Annotated in this window: 11 protein-coding genes; 3 read left to right on the top strand and 8 right to left on the bottom strand. The window is 72.0% G+C overall.

Going from position 1 to position 15449, the window contains the following annotated elements; all coding sequences use genetic code 11:
• The first annotated feature begins 153 nt into the window (after nucleotides 1-153).
• Both ACFC1I_RS12450 and ACFC1I_RS12445 read left to right on the top strand, forming a co-directional pair.
• Nucleotides 154-546 carry a YrdB family protein gene (locus ACFC1I_RS12450; protein WP_376009656.1) on the top strand — a complete coding sequence of 131 codons (393 nt, stop codon included), beginning with the start codon at nucleotides 154-156 and terminating at the stop codon, nucleotides 544-546.
• Nucleotides 543-1934, top strand: a complete 1392-nt coding sequence (locus ACFC1I_RS12445) for an FAD-binding oxidoreductase (RefSeq protein ID WP_376009654.1) — start codon at nucleotides 543-545, stop codon at nucleotides 1932-1934. Before ACFC1I_RS12450 ends, ACFC1I_RS12445 begins: the two co-directional genes overlap by 4 nt.
• Nucleotides 1935-2126: 192 nt before the next feature.
• Here ACFC1I_RS12445 and ACFC1I_RS12440 read toward each other — a convergent pair whose 3' ends face one another.
• The 6 genes from ACFC1I_RS12440 to ACFC1I_RS12415 form a co-directional block, all read right to left on the bottom strand.
• Nucleotides 2127-2906 carry a glucosamine-6-phosphate deaminase gene (locus ACFC1I_RS12440; RefSeq protein ID WP_376009651.1) on the bottom strand — a complete coding sequence of 260 codons (780 nt, stop codon included), beginning with the start codon at nucleotides 2904-2906 and terminating at the stop codon, nucleotides 2127-2129.
• Nucleotides 2899-3852 (bottom strand): ROK family protein, encoded by a 954-nt coding sequence (locus tag ACFC1I_RS12435; RefSeq protein ID WP_376009649.1) that lies wholly within the window; start codon nucleotides 3850-3852, stop codon nucleotides 2899-2901. The genes ACFC1I_RS12440 and ACFC1I_RS12435 overlap by 8 nt, the downstream gene beginning before the upstream one ends.
• Before the next feature lie 43 nt (nucleotides 3853-3895).
• The gene (locus ACFC1I_RS12430; RefSeq protein ID WP_376009646.1) at nucleotides 3896-4738 is read right to left on the bottom strand and encodes a carbohydrate ABC transporter permease; all 843 of its coding nucleotides are present in this window, start codon (nucleotides 4736-4738) and stop codon (nucleotides 3896-3898) included.
• Nucleotides 4735-5706 (bottom strand): carbohydrate ABC transporter permease, encoded by a 972-nt coding sequence (locus tag ACFC1I_RS12425; protein WP_376009643.1) that lies wholly within the window; start codon nucleotides 5704-5706, stop codon nucleotides 4735-4737. Before ACFC1I_RS12425 ends, ACFC1I_RS12430 begins: the two co-directional genes overlap by 4 nt.
• Nucleotides 5707-5793: 87 nt before the next feature.
• Nucleotides 5794-7071: an extracellular solute-binding protein gene (locus ACFC1I_RS12420; protein WP_376009640.1), complete on the bottom strand. Its 1278-nt coding sequence runs from the start codon at nucleotides 7069-7071 to the stop codon at nucleotides 5794-5796.
• Between the two features lie 135 nt (nucleotides 7072-7206).
• The gene (locus ACFC1I_RS12415; RefSeq protein WP_376009637.1) at nucleotides 7207-8406 is read right to left on the bottom strand and encodes an ROK family protein; all 1200 of its coding nucleotides are present in this window, start codon (nucleotides 8404-8406) and stop codon (nucleotides 7207-7209) included.
• Between the two features lie 219 nt (nucleotides 8407-8625).
• Between ACFC1I_RS12415 and ACFC1I_RS12410 the strand changes: the two genes are divergently transcribed.
• Nucleotides 8626-10644: a L,D-transpeptidase family protein gene (locus ACFC1I_RS12410; RefSeq protein ID WP_376009634.1), complete on the top strand. Its 2019-nt coding sequence runs from the start codon at nucleotides 8626-8628 to the stop codon at nucleotides 10642-10644.
• Nucleotides 10645-10650: 6 nt separating this feature from the next.
• Here the strand turns inward: ACFC1I_RS12410 and ACFC1I_RS12405 are convergent, their stop codons facing one another.
• Both ACFC1I_RS12405 and ACFC1I_RS12400 read right to left on the bottom strand, forming a co-directional pair.
• Complete coding sequence (locus tag ACFC1I_RS12405) at nucleotides 10651-12504, bottom strand: YhgE/Pip domain-containing protein (protein ID WP_376009631.1); 1854 nt, start codon at nucleotides 12502-12504, stop codon at nucleotides 10651-10653.
• Nucleotides 12504-15434, bottom strand: coding sequence for an MMPL family transporter (locus tag ACFC1I_RS12400; protein ID WP_376009628.1), 2931 nt, complete (start codon nucleotides 15432-15434; stop codon nucleotides 12504-12506). Before ACFC1I_RS12400 ends, ACFC1I_RS12405 begins: the two co-directional genes overlap by 1 nt.
• Nucleotides 15435-15449 lie beyond the last annotated feature (15 nt).

Below are 15449 nucleotides of genomic sequence, written 5' to 3'. Positions count from 1 at the left end.
GCAACGGCAACGGCGCGACGAAGCGCAACGCGAGCCTTCCTGCCGACATCAGCCTGGCGACCGGCGACTGACCCACCCGCCCGCACGCCGAGGCGCTCCCCTGCGGTACCCGCCCGGCGGACGCCGGTGATACGCCGCCGTAGACTGGAAGCCATGTCCGACACGCCGAACGTCACTCCCGCGCGCCCTGCCGAGCCGGCACCCGGAACGCGCGCACCGCTCTCGGCGATCGACGTCATCTCGTTCGTCTGCCAGATCTTCGCGTTCGGCACGCTGGCCCTGTGGGGCTTCACGATGTGGCCGTTCCCGTGGAACATCGTCGCGGGCATCGCGGCTCCCGCGATCGCGATCCTGCTGTGGGCCCTATTCGTGTCGCCGCGCGCAGTGTTCGCGGTCCACCCGTTCGTGCGCGCGATCGTCGAGCTGCTCGTCTACGCCTCCGCGACCGCCGCCTGGTGGTCGATGGGCAACGCCTGGATCGGCCTCGCGTTCGGCGTCGTCGCCGTGACCGCCGGGGTCGTCGCCGGCCGGCGGCGCCTGTCGTGACCTCGGGCGCCGACGCGCTCGACCTTCTCCGCACGGCGCTCGGCGACCGCGTCGACACCACCCCGGCATCGCTGGCCGCCGCGCGCGCCGACAAGTCGGGGCACGCGGCATCCGGTCTCCCTCTCGCCGTCGTGCACGCCCAGAACGTGGGCGACGTGCAGCAGACGCTGCGCATCGCGAGCAGCACCGGCACGCCCGTCGTGACGCGCGGCGCCGGCACGGGCCTCGCCGGAGGCGCCAACGCCGGTGCCGGCGAGATCGCCCTCTCGGTGCGCGGCATGGACCGCATCCTGGAGGTGCGCCCCGACGACCTCCTGGCGGTCGTCGAGCCGGGCATCCTCAACGCGGACCTCAACGCCGCGCTCGCCCCGTACGGCCTCTGGTGGGCGCCCGACCCCGCGAGCCGCGCGATCTCGACGGTCGGCGGCAACATCGCGACCGGCGCGGGCGGACTGCTGTGCGCCAAGTACGGCGTCGTGCGCGATGCGGTGCTCGGCGTGGATCTCGTCCTCGCCGACGGCCGCCTGCTCCACCTCGGCCACCGCACCGTCAAGGGTGTGACCGGCCTCGACCTGACGTCGCTGGTCATCGGGTCGGAAGGCACCCTCGGCGTCGTCGTCGGCGCGACCCTGAAGCTGCGTCGCCTGGTGCCCGGCGAGGTGTGCACGATCGCCGCCACCTTCACCGACGTGCGCACGGCGGCCGAGGCTTCCGCCGCCGTCACCGCGTCGGGTGCGCAGCCCGCGATCATGGAATTGATGGATGCTGCGTCCCTCGCCGCCGTCCATGCGCTCCTGTCGCTCGCGCCGCCGACGCCGGGCGCGTCGCAGCTCACGATCCAGACCGACGGTCCGGCCGCGGTGGCCGAAGCGGACGCCATCGCCGCTGTGCTCCGGAGCGCCGGCGGCACGGTCGCCGTGTCGCACGACCGCGACGAGGGCGAACGGCTGCTCGCGATCCGCCGGTCGATGCACGCCGCGATGGAGTCGCTCGGCACGGCGCTCATCGAGGACGTGTCGGTGCCGCGCAGCGCCCTGCCGGCGATGTTCGACGAGATCGCCCGTGTCGAGCGCGAGCACGGCGTCGTGATCCCGACGGTCGCCCACGCGGGCGACGGCAACCTGCACCCCAACTTCATCTTCGAGGCCGAGCCCGACGAGTTCGGCGTGGTCGAGGCCCCGGAGCACATCTGGGCCGCGGCCGACGACCTGTTCCGTGCGGCTCTGCGCCTGGGCGGCACCCTCACCGGGGAGCACGGCGTGGGCGTGCTCAAGCGCCGGTGGCTCGCCGACGAGCTCGGCGACGATCAGTGGGAGCTGCAGCGTCAGATCACCCGGGTCTTCGACCCCCAGGGCCTGCTCAACCCCGGCAAGGTGTTCGGGCGCTGAGGCGCAGCATCCATCCCCCGCCTGCCTGTCTTGAAATCAGGCGATGAGGCGAAATCAGGACGGATTCACCGCAGAACGTCCTGAATACGCCTCATCGCCTGATTCGAAGACGCGAGCGAGGGGTCCGGGGTCCGGGGTCCGGATTCCGGGGTCCGGGCCCGACGGAGGGGTCCGGAGGGGCGGGAGGCGGGGTCAGATGCCCTGCCAGTCGGGCTTGTTGTCGTAGGCGTAGCGGTAGTAGTCGGCGCGGGTCAGCTGCGATGCGGCGGCCTCGTCGACGACGATCGTCGCGTGCGGGTGGAGCTGGACGGCCGAGCCCGGCAGCGACGCCGACAGTGGGCCCTCGACGGCGCCGGCGACCGCGGCCGCCTTGCCCTCGCCGAACGCGAGCAGCACGAGGTGGCGGGCGCGCAGGATGGTGCCGAGGCCCTGCGTGATGCAGTGCATGGGCACGTCGTCGACCGAGTCGAAGAAGCGCGCGTTGTCGCGGCGCGTCTGCTCGGTGAGCGTCTTCACCCGGGTGATCGACGAGAACGACGAGCCGGGCTCGTTGAACCCGATGTGACCGTCGGTGCCGATGCCGAGGATCTGCAGGTCGATGCCGCCGGCGTCGCGGATGGCCTCGTCGTACTCCTCGCCGTGGTGCTCGATGCCCTCCGGCGTGCCGTCGGGCGTGCGGATGAGCGCGGGGTCGAGACCGAGCGGCTCGACGACCTCGCGCGTGATCACCGAGCGGTAGCTCTCGGGGTGCGCCGGGTCGATGCCGACGTACTCGTCGAGAGCGAAGCCGCGCACGCGTGAGAGGTCGACGCCCTCGAGGCGCGAACGCAGCGCCTCGTACACGGGCAGCGGCGTCGACCCGGTCGCCAGGCCCAGGACCGTCTCGGGGTTCGAGCGAATGAGCTCTGCGATGTGATCGGCGACGAGCGCGCCCGCCGCGGCCTTGTCTGCAACGATGACGATCTCAGCCATGGACCAGTGCTTCCTCTGCGTCGTGGGTGGCGTCGCCCTCCGCCCCCACCAGCGCGGCCCCGAGTGCCGCGGCCGGCGAACCCGGCGGCAGCAGCTCGACCCGTTCGGCGAGATGCAGCGAGCGCATGAACGGGGATGCCTCGGCACTGGCCTCGAGCTCGGCTCTGACATCCGTCATCAGCCGGTCTCCCAACGCCGTCACTCCCCCTCCGAGGACCACGATATCGACGTCCGCCGTGAGCACCAGTACCCGGATCGCCGCGGCCACGCCGCGGGCGAGCCCCGCACGCAGCTGCCGCGCGGACGGATCGCCGGCGTCGGCAGCGTCGAAGACGTCGCGCACGGGCAGCGCCGAGCGCTGCGCCCAGTGCTCGGCGATCGCGCCGCCGCCTGCGAAGGCCTCGATGCAGCCGCGCTGGCCGCACCGGCAGAGGGGTCCGTTCGGGTCGACCGAGATGTGGCCGACCTCGCCGGCGGTGCCGCGGGCGCCGCGCCACAGCACGCCGTCAGAGACGATGCCCGCGGCGATGCCGGTGCCGAGGTTGAGGTACGCCATCGATCCCGGCGCCGGGGCGCCGTCCCGCGTGTGGAGCGCGTGAGCGCCGAGCGCGGCGGCCTTGACGTCGTTCTCGACCTGCACCGGCACGCCCAGCGCCGGGGCGACGGCGGCGGCGAGGTCGAGCTCGTCCACGCCGAGGTTCACCGCGTGCACGACGCGGCCGGTGCCCGGCTCGATCTGGCCCGGGATGCCCACGCCGACCGACCGCACGGCCGAGAGGTCGACGCCGCCCTCGGAGCCGAGCGCACGCACCGCGTCGACGACCGTCTGGGCCACAGCATCCGGTCCCCATCCCGTGGGGATGCGCAGGCGACCCGCGATCGCGCCCTCGGCGTCGACCGCGACGGCGTCGGTCTTCGTGCCGCCGACGTCGAGCCCGACCCTCATCGGCCGGCCTCCCCGTGGGAGGCGGCGTGGTGCTTCGCGCGCATCAGCCCTTGACCGCCCCTGCCACCAGACCGCTCGTCATGCGGTGCTGAACGATGAGGAAGAACACGATGACGGGGATGGCCATGATCGTGGAGGCCGCCATGACGACCGCCCAGTCCGTGGCCTTCGTGGCCTGCACGAAGGCACGGAGCCAGATGGGCAGGGTCAGCGACTCCGGCCTGGTCATGATGACGAGGGCGAACACGAACTCGTTCCACGCCTGGATGAACGCGAACACGCCGGTAGCGATGAGGCCCGGAGCCAGCAGCGGGAACGTGATGCGCCAGAACGCACCGGTGCGGCTGCAGCCGTCGATCATCGCGGCCTCCTCGAGGTCGGCGGGCACCCCGTTGACGAAGCCGCGCAGCGTCCAGATCGTGAACGGCAGCACCAGCGCGATGTAGACGAAACTCAGACCGATGATCGTGTTGAGGAGGTACCAGCCGTCGAGCACCCGGAACACGGAGACGATCATCGCCTCCGCCGGGATCATCTGGATGACGAGGATCGCGATGATGAACGTGAACCGGCTGCGGAAGCGGTAGCGCGACACGGCGATCGCACCCAGGAACGCGAAGCCGAGGGCGACCACGAGCGTGATGCCGGTCACGGCGACCGAGTTGAACAGCGCGTTGAGCAGGCTGTCGTCGGTGAGCGCCTCCTGGTAGTTGGCGAGCGTGAACTCGTCGGGCCACCAGTGCGGAGTCGTCGACCGCACCGCGGACGCGGGCAGCAGCGACGTGTTCACCATCCAGTAGACGGGGAACAGCGACGCGAGGATGACGATGAGGGCCGCGACGTTCAGGAGCACGCGCGAGATGACGCGGCGAGGACGGGCGGTCATGATTCCGATTCCTCCTTGAGCATGGTGCGGATCCAGTACCCGGAGATGGCGAGGAGGATGACGACGAGGATCACGGAGATCGCGCCGCCCGCGCCGAGGTCACCCGACGCCATGGACACGCTGTAGATGTAGACGCCGATCGTGTTCGTCTCGGCGCGCACCCCGCCGATCGACTGGAGGGCGTAGATCTGCGCGAAGACGCGCAGGTCCCAGATGACCTGGAGGACGAGCAGCACGAGGAGGATCGAGCGCAGATAGGGGAAGACGATGAGACGGAAGCGGGCGAAGCCGCCCGCGCCGTCCAGCGAGGCCGCCTCGAGCACCTCGTCGGGCACCTGCGAGAGCGCCGCGTACGTGCTGAAGGCGACGAACGGGATCGCTCCCCACGTGATGATGATGGCCGCGACGGCGTAGAAGCTCGTGGGCTCGATGAGCCAGCTGTGGCCCATCCAGTTCTCACCCGTGATCTGGGTGAGGACGTAGTTCACCAGGCCGTACTGGGTGTCGAAGATCCACCCCCACACGATCGTGGCGGTGAGCGCGGGCATCGCCCAGGCCAGCAGCAGCGACACCGAGACAGCCGTGCGCATGACGGCGCCGAGCTTGGTCATCATCACGGCGATCGCGACACCCAGAAGCATCGTGGCGACGACGCTCACGATGCAGAGCGCGATGCTGCGGCCGAGGACCGCCCAGAACTCGGGGTCGGTCAGCACGCCGACGTAGTTGTCGATCCCGATGAACTCGGGCGGTGCGCCGAAGATCTGCGCGCGGCCGAACTTCTGGAACGACATGATGACCAGCTGCACGAGCGGCCAGCCGATGAAGACGACGAGCATGATGAGGGCCGGCGTCAGGAGCGCGAGCGGCGCCCAGGGGAACCGGCGCTTCCTCGGCCGTTCGGGGTCTGGCCGCGACTCGGGTGACGGGGCGGGCGGAGCCGACGCCTCTGCGGGGATCGTCGTCATGGCAAACCTCCTCTCAAGAATTGTGTCGAGCCCTGTGCGGGCATGGAACGGGGTGCCCCGCGGCACGGAGCACCCCGTTCAGTGATGTCAGCCGTTCAGGATCGATTCGATCTGCTCGTCGGCTGCGGTGGCGAGCTCCTTGATGTCGCCGCCGTTCGCGATGTTGACGAACAGGTCCTGCATGATGCCCTGCGCCTCGACGTCCGCCCAGTTCGGCGAAGCCGGGGTGAGCTTGGAGTTGGCAGCGGCTTCGGCGATGACGGTCGCGAGCTCGGGCGTGGCCGCGGCGACCTTGTCACCGAGCGACACCAGCGCGGGAACGAGGCCGTTCTCGGCGAGGATCGTCTGGTACTCGTCGCTCAGCATGATCTCGAGCGCGCTCTTGGCGAGGTCGGGGTTCTTCGACTTCGCGGCGATGCCGACGTTCGAACCGCCCGCGAACACCTGGGCGGCGCCGCCGTCCATGCCCGGGAGGGCGTAGTAGCCGGTGGTCTCGGCGACGGCCGTCGGCTGCTTGTCCTCGTCGGCGACAATCGACCAGTAGGCCCAGCTCGGAGCCGAGTACGTGGCGGACTGCTCGGTGCGGAAGGGCACCCAGCCGTCGGCCTCGTCGCCGTCCTTGGGGGCGAGCGACGCCTTGGTCATGAGCTCCTGCACCTGCGCGAGGCCGGCGAGCGACTCGTCGCTCGACAGCTGCGCGTCCCACTCGTCGCCGTCCTGGACGGCGATCTCGCCGCCGTTCTCCCAGATGAAGGGCAGACCGTTGTACCAGTCCTTGCCCGGGAAGTAGACGCCCGAGACACCCGGCAGTGCGCCGGCGAGCGCGACGCCGTTCGACACGTACTCGTCGAGCGTCGTGGGCACGGCGACGCCGGCCTGGTCGTACATCGCGGTGTTGTAGAAGACGACGCGGGCGCCCGAGTAGTACGGCGCGGCGTACAGGCTGCCGTCCCAGCTGCCGGCCTCGACGAAGCCGGGGAGCAGGTCGTCGCCGCCCAGCTCGCCCTCGATGTCGGCGAGGCTCAGGAGGGCCCCGCTCGAGGTGAACGCGGGGGCCTGCGTGTTGCCCATCTCGACGATGTCGGGGCTGTCGTTCGACGACAGGCTCGTGGTGAGCTTGTCGACGAGGCCGGTCCACTGCTGCTCCTCGATGGTGAGCGTGGAACCCGGGTTCTCCTTCTCGAACGTCGTCTTGAGGTAGTCGCGGGCGTCCTGCGGCGTGTCGGTGCCGACGAGCCACACACGGATCTCGGCGCCCTCCTCGGACGACGAGCCGCCGCCGCCGCTGCCGCTGCCGCCGGCGCAGCCGGCGAGCACCAGTGCGGAGGCGCCGATGAGCGCCACAGCTCCAAGCGTCTTCTTCATGGTGTCTTCTTTCGTTGTCGGTGTTCTCTTGGTGTGTCGGCTGGGCCGGGTGGCCCATCCGGGGGGTGGAGGCTCCGCGGGGAGCATCCGTGTTGTTACGGGATCCGGGGGGATCCGCCGGGGAGTCGCGCTGTGTCAGGACACCCCGAGTTGTCCGGACAGGACCATGACGGCCGCGCCGCGCAGGACGATGTCCTGGCCTTGCTCCGTCATCCGCACGCGCACGCCTTCGTCGACGGACGGCGCAAGCGTGCGCGCGCGGAGTGTCTCGACGGTCTGCTCCGCGAGGGAGCCGCCGAGGAGTTCTGGGGGGCCGGAGAGGACGATCTCCGACACGTCGAGCGCGCCCACCACGGGCGCCAGCGCGATGCCGAGCCGCTCCCCCGCGTCGCGGAGGATGCCCTCGTGGGCGTCGGGATCGGCCGCGGCGTTCAGCCGCGAGGTCAGTGACGGCACCGAGAGCCAGGCCTCGAGGCATCCGACCTTGCCGCACGCGCACTGCGGGCCGCCGTCGGTGCCGACGGTGACGTGGCCGATCTCGCCCGCGGCGAAGCGGCTGCCGCGCATCGGCTGGCCCGCGAGCAGCAGGCCGGAGCCGACGCCTCGGCCGACCTTGACGAGCAGCACGTCGTCGGGCGCGCCGCCGAACGTGTACTCGGCGAGCACAGCGGCATTGGCATCGTTGGCCACCAGGACCGGAACCCCGAGCGCATTGCGCAGCGCGCCCTCGAGGTCGAAGCCGGCCCAGCCGAAGTTCGGGGCCGTGAGGATGACCCCGCGGTCGTCGACGACACCGGGAGTGCCGACGCCGATGCCGAGCACGGGCGCGTGGGAGTCGGCGACGAGGGCGCGGGCGAGCTCGACGACGGTGTCGACGAGGGTGTCCGCGGCGGGCACGGCTACCTCGCGGCGCGCGACGATGCTGCCGTCGAGGGTGAGCACAGCGCCGATGAAGGTGTCACTGCCCGACAGGTCGAGCCCGATGATGCGGTGCCCGGCGTGGTCGAGATCCACGAGGATGGCCGGCTTGCCCGGGCCCGAGGCCTCGCGCACGCCCATCTCGGCGACGAACCCGTCGGCGATGAGCTCGGCGACGAGATCGGAGATCGTGACCCGGGTGAGCCCGGTCTCGCGGGACAGGTCTGCCCGGCTCATCGCGCCCTGGTGGAACAGCGTCTGCAGCACGAGCGATCGGTTGTGACCGCGAGCGTGCTCGGGCAGGACCTTCGCGCCCTGGCGGAGCGTGCGTCCAGGGGCGAATGCGCGGGCATTCGTGGTGGGGCTCTGCGGCGTGTCGATAATGGAAGGGCCGCGTCGCGCTTCCGTGTGAGGCATGTTTGTTAGTAGACCTTACGAACTAACTTTTCGCAAGTCCTGCGGACCAATTTGATCGGGTGCTTTACAAACTCGTGATACTCCGTGTCCCGATCGTTACATGACCGTGCACGGGTTTCCTGGCGTGACCGGCGGTTCGTGCGTGACCAGGCTGTGACCTCACCCTCAGGTGCGTCGCCTACCATGGGGGTACGCGTTGATCACAGTCGGGGGTGTGGCGTGACGAATCTGACGACCGAGTCGCAGGCCGGAATGGCGTCCGGGGATGACGCCGACAAGGCCCAGCAGGCCGTCGAAGACCAGCAGTCCGCAGCGACGGACACCACGGAACCGAATGCCGTGGACGAGACGGATGCTGAGGCCCCGGCGCTTGCCGAGACGGCCGAGTCCGTCGCGGCCGACGCCGCGGACGAGTCTGACGTGGAGTCCGAAGCCGTCGAGGCAGACGTCGAGCCGGAGGCCGAGGTCGAACCCGGCATCGAGGCCGAGCCCGCGGCCGAGGGCGAGCCCGAAGATGCGGCAGACGCAGAGGCCGAGCCCGAAGATGCGGCAGAGCCCGAAGCCGTCGAGGCAGAGGTCGAGCCGGAGGCAGAGGCCGAGCCCGAAGCCGCGGCAGAGCCCGAAGCCGTCGAGGCAGAGCCCGAAGCCGTCGAGGCAGAGCCGGAGACAGAGGCCGAGGCATCCCTCACCGCCGACACCGAGGTCGATGCCGAGACCGTGGCTGTCGCCACGGCAGTGCTCGCCCCGGCGGCTGCGACCGCGATCGCGCCGGCCGCCGGAGCCTCGTCCGAGTCCGAGGCGGCGAGCGCCGTCGCCACGGCGACCGCGACTGCTCCGGCCGACGGCTCCCCCACTCTCGCGTGGGCGCCCGCCGAGCCCAAGCCGAAGAAGAAGCACACGGCGCTCTGGATCAGCGCGGCCGCCGGCGTCGCCGTGGTCGGCCTCGTCGTGTCGTCGCTCGTGCTCATCGCGCCCGGCACCACGGTCGCCGGAGTGCCGGTGGGATGGCTGACGCCCGGCGCGGCCGCCGACGTCATCGAGCAGCGCCTGGCCGAGACGACCGTCGTCCTCACGGGCGCAGGCGAAGACGCAGAGATCACGGGTGCCGAGCTCGGGGCCGCGGTCGACGCGAAGGCGCTCGCCGACGCCGCCTTCGCGCAGCACCCGATGTGGAACCCGACGGCGTGGTTCGCCGCCACCGATGCCGAGGTCGAGCTCGACCCCGCCGCCGCCACGGCCGCCCTCCGCGAGGCCGCACCGCAGCTCTACACCGACCCGACCGATGCGACGCTCGAGTTCGACGCGGCCACCGCGACGTACGTCGCGACGCCGGCCGTCGCCGGCGCCGGCATCGATGTCGCCGCCGTGCAGGACGCGATCCAGGCGGCCTTCGAGGCCGGCGAGACGCGGGTGCAGCTCAACCCGGTCGAGGCGGAGGTCGCCGCCGACATCTCGACCGAGACCGCCGACGCGACCGTGGCGCAGCTGAACGGCATGCTCGACACCGCCGGCTTCTACGTCGGTGAGGAGCGCACGGTGCCGATCGACCGTGCGACGCTGGCCGGCTGGCTCACCGTCGCGCCCGATCCCGAGAACGCCGCATACGACATCACCGCCGACAAGGCGGCCATCCAGTCCGCGGTGGACGGTCTGCCCGCAGCGGTCAACCGGCCGGCCGAGGACGGCGCCGTGATCACCAACTCGGCGGGCAAGGTCCTCCGCGAGGAGGCGCCCGGGATCTCGGGGCGCGAGGTCGGCGACACGACGAACCTCGCCTCCGACTTCGCCACGCAGCTGGCCTCGGGCAACGCGGTTCTCGAGACGCCGGTGACCGAGGTCGCACCCGTCGTCTCGACCTTCGCCCGCACGGTCGAGGTCGACCTCTCCAGCCAGACCGCGACCCTCTTCGAGAACGGCAACGTGGTCGCCACGTACACGATCTCGTCGGGGCTCTCCGGCACGCCGACGCCGACCGGGCACTTCACCGTGAACGCCTTCACCCGCGTCCAGGACATGGGCGCGCTCTGCTACAACCCGGCCGCGGTGAACAGCTACTGCACGAAGGACGTGCCGTGGATCACCTGGTTCGCCCCCGACATCGCGTTCCACGGCGCCTCGAACTTCCGCAGCCGCCTGGGCTTCCCGCAGAGTCACGGCTGCGTGAACATGTGGAACGACGACGCCAAGTTCGTCTACGACTGGACCGCGCGCGGCACCGAGGTCTGGGTCCACGCCTGATCGCGATCACGCCTCCGCGCTGACGCGCCGCCGTGCCGCGACCCCGGCGATCACGAGCGCGAGCCCGGCGACGGCCGTGAGGCCCAGCCCGATGATCGCGGGGACGACCCCGGCCGCGTCGGCGGTGAGCGCCGCCCGCAGGAGCGCTGTCGCGGCCGCGGTCGGCAGCGACGCGGCGACCTGCGTGACGACCGGCGGCACGGTGCCCGCCAGCCCGGCGGCGAGTGCGACGATCGCGATGAGGGCCGCGATGATGCGGCCGCCCGCCCCGAAGGCGGCAGCGAGGCCCTGATTCGCGAGCCCGAACACCGCGCCGCACAGCATCGCCGAGGCCACGAAGGCGATCCACTCCAGCGGGTTCACGCCGACCGAACCCAGCACGGCCGCGCCGACGACGACGCCCTGGGCGGCGCAGATCGCGACGGTCGGCACCACGGCGCGCAGACCGATCACGACTGAGCCGGTGCCGCTCAGCAGCCGCGCGGTCGGCACCGCCTGCACGGCGATCGCGGTGACGAGGGCACCCAGCCACAGCGCGATCATCGTGAAGAGCGGAACGGAATGGATGCCGGTGGCCGGCGTCGCCTGGTCCACCACCACCGGCTCGGCGACGACCACCGACAGCGTGTCAATGTCGTCGTCGCTGTACGTGGGGAGCTGGCCGGTGGCCGTCTCGAGTCCCGATGCGACCTCGGTCGCTCCCTGGTCGACCTGCGCAGCACCGGAGGCCAGCGAGGAAGCGCCGGATGCCACCTCTTGCCCGCCTGTGCTCGAGGCGGCGGCGCCTGCCGACATATCCCCCGCGCCCGCCGACGCGTCGCCGATGCCCCCCACGAGCCGCGGCAGCGCCGCGGCGAGCGCGTCGTTGCCGACCGCGACCCGGCGGGCGCCCGTCGTGAGATCACGCAGCTGCGCGTCGGCGGCCTCGAGCTGACGCAGCGCGTTCGTGGCGCGGTCGCAGAGGCCTCCGGGTCCCGGAAGGCCGCACACCTGGGCGACGACCTCCGCGAAGGCGAAGGTCGCGGCATCCGCCTGCCGCAGCGCCTCGTCGAGCGACCCGGCCACGCGGTTCGCCCCGGCGGCGACGTCGGCGGCGGCCCCCGGGAGCGGCTGCGCGGTGGCGTCGAGCTGAGCGAGCCCGGCGGCGAGGCTGCCGGCGCCGGCGCTCAGGGTGGCGAGTCCGGATGACAGCGCGCTCGCCCCGGTCGACAGGTCCGCCGCCCCGGCCGCCGCGGACGCCGCCCCGGCCGCAACCTGATCCGCGCCCGCAGCCGCCTGACCGATCTCGGCGGCGATCGAGTTGAAGCCGGCGTACACCTGCTGGAGGTAGCGACCGGTGAGCTCACGGCCGAGGGCCGCTGTCGCGGATTTCGTCACTGCGCCGGTCAGCGCCGGGTCGAGCCACGCCGACGCGGGCGTCGTGCGCACCTCGACGACCGCCTGCCGCGCGTCGGCGCCCGGCCCCGAGATCGAGGTGGCGTCGGCCGAGAAGGTCGGGGGAATCCGCACAACGGCCACGTAGCGCCCTGCCGCAAGCCCCTCTGCGGCGTCCTCGTCGTTCGTGAGCACCCAGTCGAGGCTCGGCGGCGGGGCGTCGGCCGGGTCGGCTCCGGGCTGCGGTGGTTCCTGCGCCGCCATCAATCCGGCCGCGAACTGCCGCCCGAGCGGCACGGACTGCCCGTCGACGGTCACCGGCTCGTCGTCGTTGACGATGGCCGCCGTCAGCCGCTCCGGGTGTGCGGTCGGGGCGGCGAGCGCCCACGCCAGGATCCCGCCGATGAGGAGCGTGACGACGATCAGGCCGATGACCGCGAGTCGGCCGAGCCGGGGCGACCCCGACGTGGCGCGGAACGCGGCCATCAGCCCGCCTCCGCCGGTGCGCCGGAGGCGCTGCCCGCTGCGATGAGCGCCCGGTCCCCGCCGGCCAGTCGTGCGATGACCGGCGTGACGCCGGCCGGGAGCGCCGGCTCGACCTCGAGGGCGTCGCGTGCGGCGACCACGAGCGCGAGCGCCGGGTCGGCCGCGACGGCAGCGGTCAGCTCGGCATGCACACGGCGAAGCGCCGACGGCGAGCCGACGTCGTCGAGCGCTTCGACGAACACGAGCTCCGGCCGCGACGCCAGCGCGAGCGCGAGGTCCCCGCCGTCCGGCGCAACGCGCCAGTACGACGTGCGTGCGCGCACCGTGGCGGCGCGCGCCGGCAGCACGAACCCGGCCACCTTGACACGTCCCTCGGTGAACTCGGCACGGCCCGACAGCGTGGCGAGCATCGCGCGGCGGGCCGCAGCATCCGCTCCCTCGATCACGAGGATGCCGCCCCGCTCGAGCTCGGCGTCGAGCGTGCTGCCGTGCACTCGGGCGCCCTCCGCCGCGAGCGCGAGGTCGCGGCCCGGCCAGTCGGCGAGCGCCAGCTCCTCCGCGAGCCCCTCCCCCTCGACGTCGAACGACGGCAGCAGCCGGTCGAGCCACGCCGGCATCCACCACGCGCGGTGCCCGAAGAGCACGAGCACCGCCGGGATGAGCGTCATGCGCACGAGGAAGGCGTCGATCACCACGCCGACGGCGAGCCCGAACGCGATCGGCTGGATGTTGGCGTCGCCGTCGGGCACGAACGCGACGAACACGGCGAACATGATCGTCGCGGCAGCGGTGACGACGCGGGCGGATGCTGCGAACCCGTCGTGCACGGCACGCACCGGCTCGCCGTGGTGGACGTAGTCCTCGCGCATGCGGCTGACGAGGAACACCTCGTAGTCCATGGCGAGCCCGAAGAGCACGCCCATCAGGATGATCGGCATGAAGCTGATGACGGTGCCCACCGACGCCACTCCGAGGGGACCCGCGAACAAGCCGTCGACGAACACCAGGGTGGTGAGCCCGAAGGCGGCGCCGATCGACAGCACGTAGCCGAGCGCCGCCGTGATCGGCACGACGATCGAGCGGAACACCATCGCGAGGAGCACGAGCGACAGCCCGACCACGAGGATGCCGAACGGCAGCAGCGCGCCGGCGAGCCGTTCGGAGATGTCGATGCCCGCCGCGGTGTACCCGGTCACCGAGAGGTCGACGCCGTACTCCTTCTCGAAGTGGTCGTGCATGCCGCGGAGCGCGGCGACGAGATCGGCCGTGGCGACCGAGTCGGGGCCGCCCGCGGGGATCACCTGCACGATGCCGGTGTCGCCGGTCTCGTTCGGCGTAGTGAGCGGCACCGACGCGACCCCGTGGACTGTCGCGATCTCGGCGCCCAGGTCGCTCATCAGCCCGGCCGGGTCGGTGCTCTCGATCACCGAGCCCGTCACGAGCAGCGGACCGTTGTAGCCGGGCCCGAAGTGCTCCGCGATGAGGTCGTATGTCACCCGGCCGGGCTCGCCCTCCGCCATCGAGCCCGCGTCCGGCAGGGCGAGGCGCAGGTGCGCCGCCGGAAGCGCCGCGAACGCGAGCAGCCCGATGACGAGCACCACCGTCAGGAGGGGCCAGCGCGTGACGGTGTGCACCCAGCCGCGGAAGAACCCGCCCGGGCGCCGGGTCGCGGGCGGCGCGTCGGCGGCGGCGTCGGCATCGCCGGGGCCCGGTGCATCACCCGGGGCGGCAGCATCCGTCATCTCCTCCGCGTCGGCGTCCGCGGCCTCCTCCGCCTCCTCCGCCGGGTCGACGAGCTCCACCTCGGCGTCGTCGAGCGCACGGCCCTTCCCGTCGTCGACGGCGTCGGCCGACGCGTCCGGCTCGGCGGCGGCCGCGGCATCCGTCCCCCGTCCCGGACGGAAGCGTCGCGGCACGACGCGCCACTTCGCGAACCCCAGCAGCGCGGGCGTCAGCGTCAGCGAGACGAGCACCGCGAGCGCCACGGCGACGGCCGCGGCGACCCCCATGGTCGTGAGGAACGGGATGCCGGCGACCACGAGTCCCAGGAGCGCGATGATCACCGTGAGCGCGGCGAACACCACCGCCGACCCCGAGGTCGCGATGGCGCGCGCGGCGGCCTCCTCGGGCTCGATCCCCTCCTTGAGCTGGTCCTGGTGCCGGGCGAGCACGAAGAGCGCGTAGTCGATGCCGACCGCGAGTCCCAGCATGAGGGCGAGAAGCGGGGTGGTCGACGTGATCGTGGTGAACCGCGTCGCGATCGTCACGAGCGAGAGCGACGCGCCGACGCCGACGATCGCCGTCACCAGGGGCAGCCCGGCCGCCACCAGCGAAGCGAACGTGAACACCAGCACGACGAACGCGACGCCGATGCCGATGAGCTCGGTGATGCTGATGCCCGTTGAGCTCTGCGAGAACAGCTGCCCGCCGACCGACACCTCCGAGCCTGCGGGAAGGGCTGCTTCGAGGGCCGCGCCCGCGTCCTGCAGTGCCTCACCGGTCGAGGCGTGCACGGCCGTGCCGCTCACCGTCAGCTGGATCGGCACCAGCACGGCGTCGCCGTCGGCGCTGATGTTCGCCGACGACGACTGCCCGTACGGCGACGTCGCCGACGACACCTGCGGGATCTGGGCGATCTGATCGACGGATGCCTCGACCGCCGCTTCGAACGCCGGATCGGTCGCCGACTCGCCCGACGCGGCGACGGCGATCAGCTGCGCCGACCCTCCACTCACCTGCGGGAACGTGCGGCCGAGGGCGTCGAGCGCCTCCTGCGACTCGGTGCCCGGGATCGTGTACGTGTTGTCAGTGCCGGTGCCGAGAAGCGCCGCGCCCGCGAACAGCGCCATGAGCACCGCGATCCACACGCCCAGCACGAGGCCGCGCGCGCGGAACGCCCAGCGTCCGAGCGTGTACAGCGCAGACGACATCGTCCCCCCTTGGGC

The organism is Microbacterium sp. NPDC056044 (assembly GCF_042267145.1).
GTDB lineage: Bacteria > Actinomycetota > Actinomycetes > Actinomycetales > Microbacteriaceae > Microbacterium.
This window is presented reverse-complemented; position numbering and strand designations above follow the sequence as displayed.

Coding starts and splice junctions, on each gene's coding strand:
- ACFC1I_RS12405 (WP_376009631.1), bottom strand. CDS start 12,504: ATGGCCGCGTTCCGCGCCACGTCGGGGTCGCCCCGGCTCGGCCGACTC.
- ACFC1I_RS12435 (WP_376009649.1), bottom strand. CDS start 3,852: ATGAGGGTCGGGCTCGACGTCGGCGGCACGAAGACCGACGCCGTCGCG.
- ACFC1I_RS12420 (WP_376009640.1), bottom strand. CDS start 7,071: ATGAAGAAGACGCTTGGAGCTGTGGCGCTCATCGGCGCCTCCGCACTG.
- ACFC1I_RS12400 (WP_376009628.1), bottom strand. CDS start 15,434: ATGTCGTCTGCGCTGTACACGCTCGGACGCTGGGCGTTCCGCGCGCGC.
- ACFC1I_RS12450 (WP_376009656.1), top strand. CDS start 154: ATGTCCGACACGCCGAACGTCACTCCCGCGCGCCCTGCCGAGCCGGCA.
- ACFC1I_RS12430 (WP_376009646.1), bottom strand. CDS start 4,738: ATGACCGCCCGTCCTCGCCGCGTCATCTCGCGCGTGCTCCTGAACGTC.
- ACFC1I_RS12440 (WP_376009651.1), bottom strand. CDS start 2,906: ATGGCTGAGATCGTCATCGTTGCAGACAAGGCCGCGGCGGGCGCGCTC.
- ACFC1I_RS12415 (WP_376009637.1), bottom strand. CDS start 8,406: ATGCCTCACACGGAAGCGCGACGCGGCCCTTCCATTATCGACACGCCG.
- ACFC1I_RS12425 (WP_376009643.1), bottom strand. CDS start 5,706: ATGACGACGATCCCCGCAGAGGCGTCGGCTCCGCCCGCCCCGTCACCC.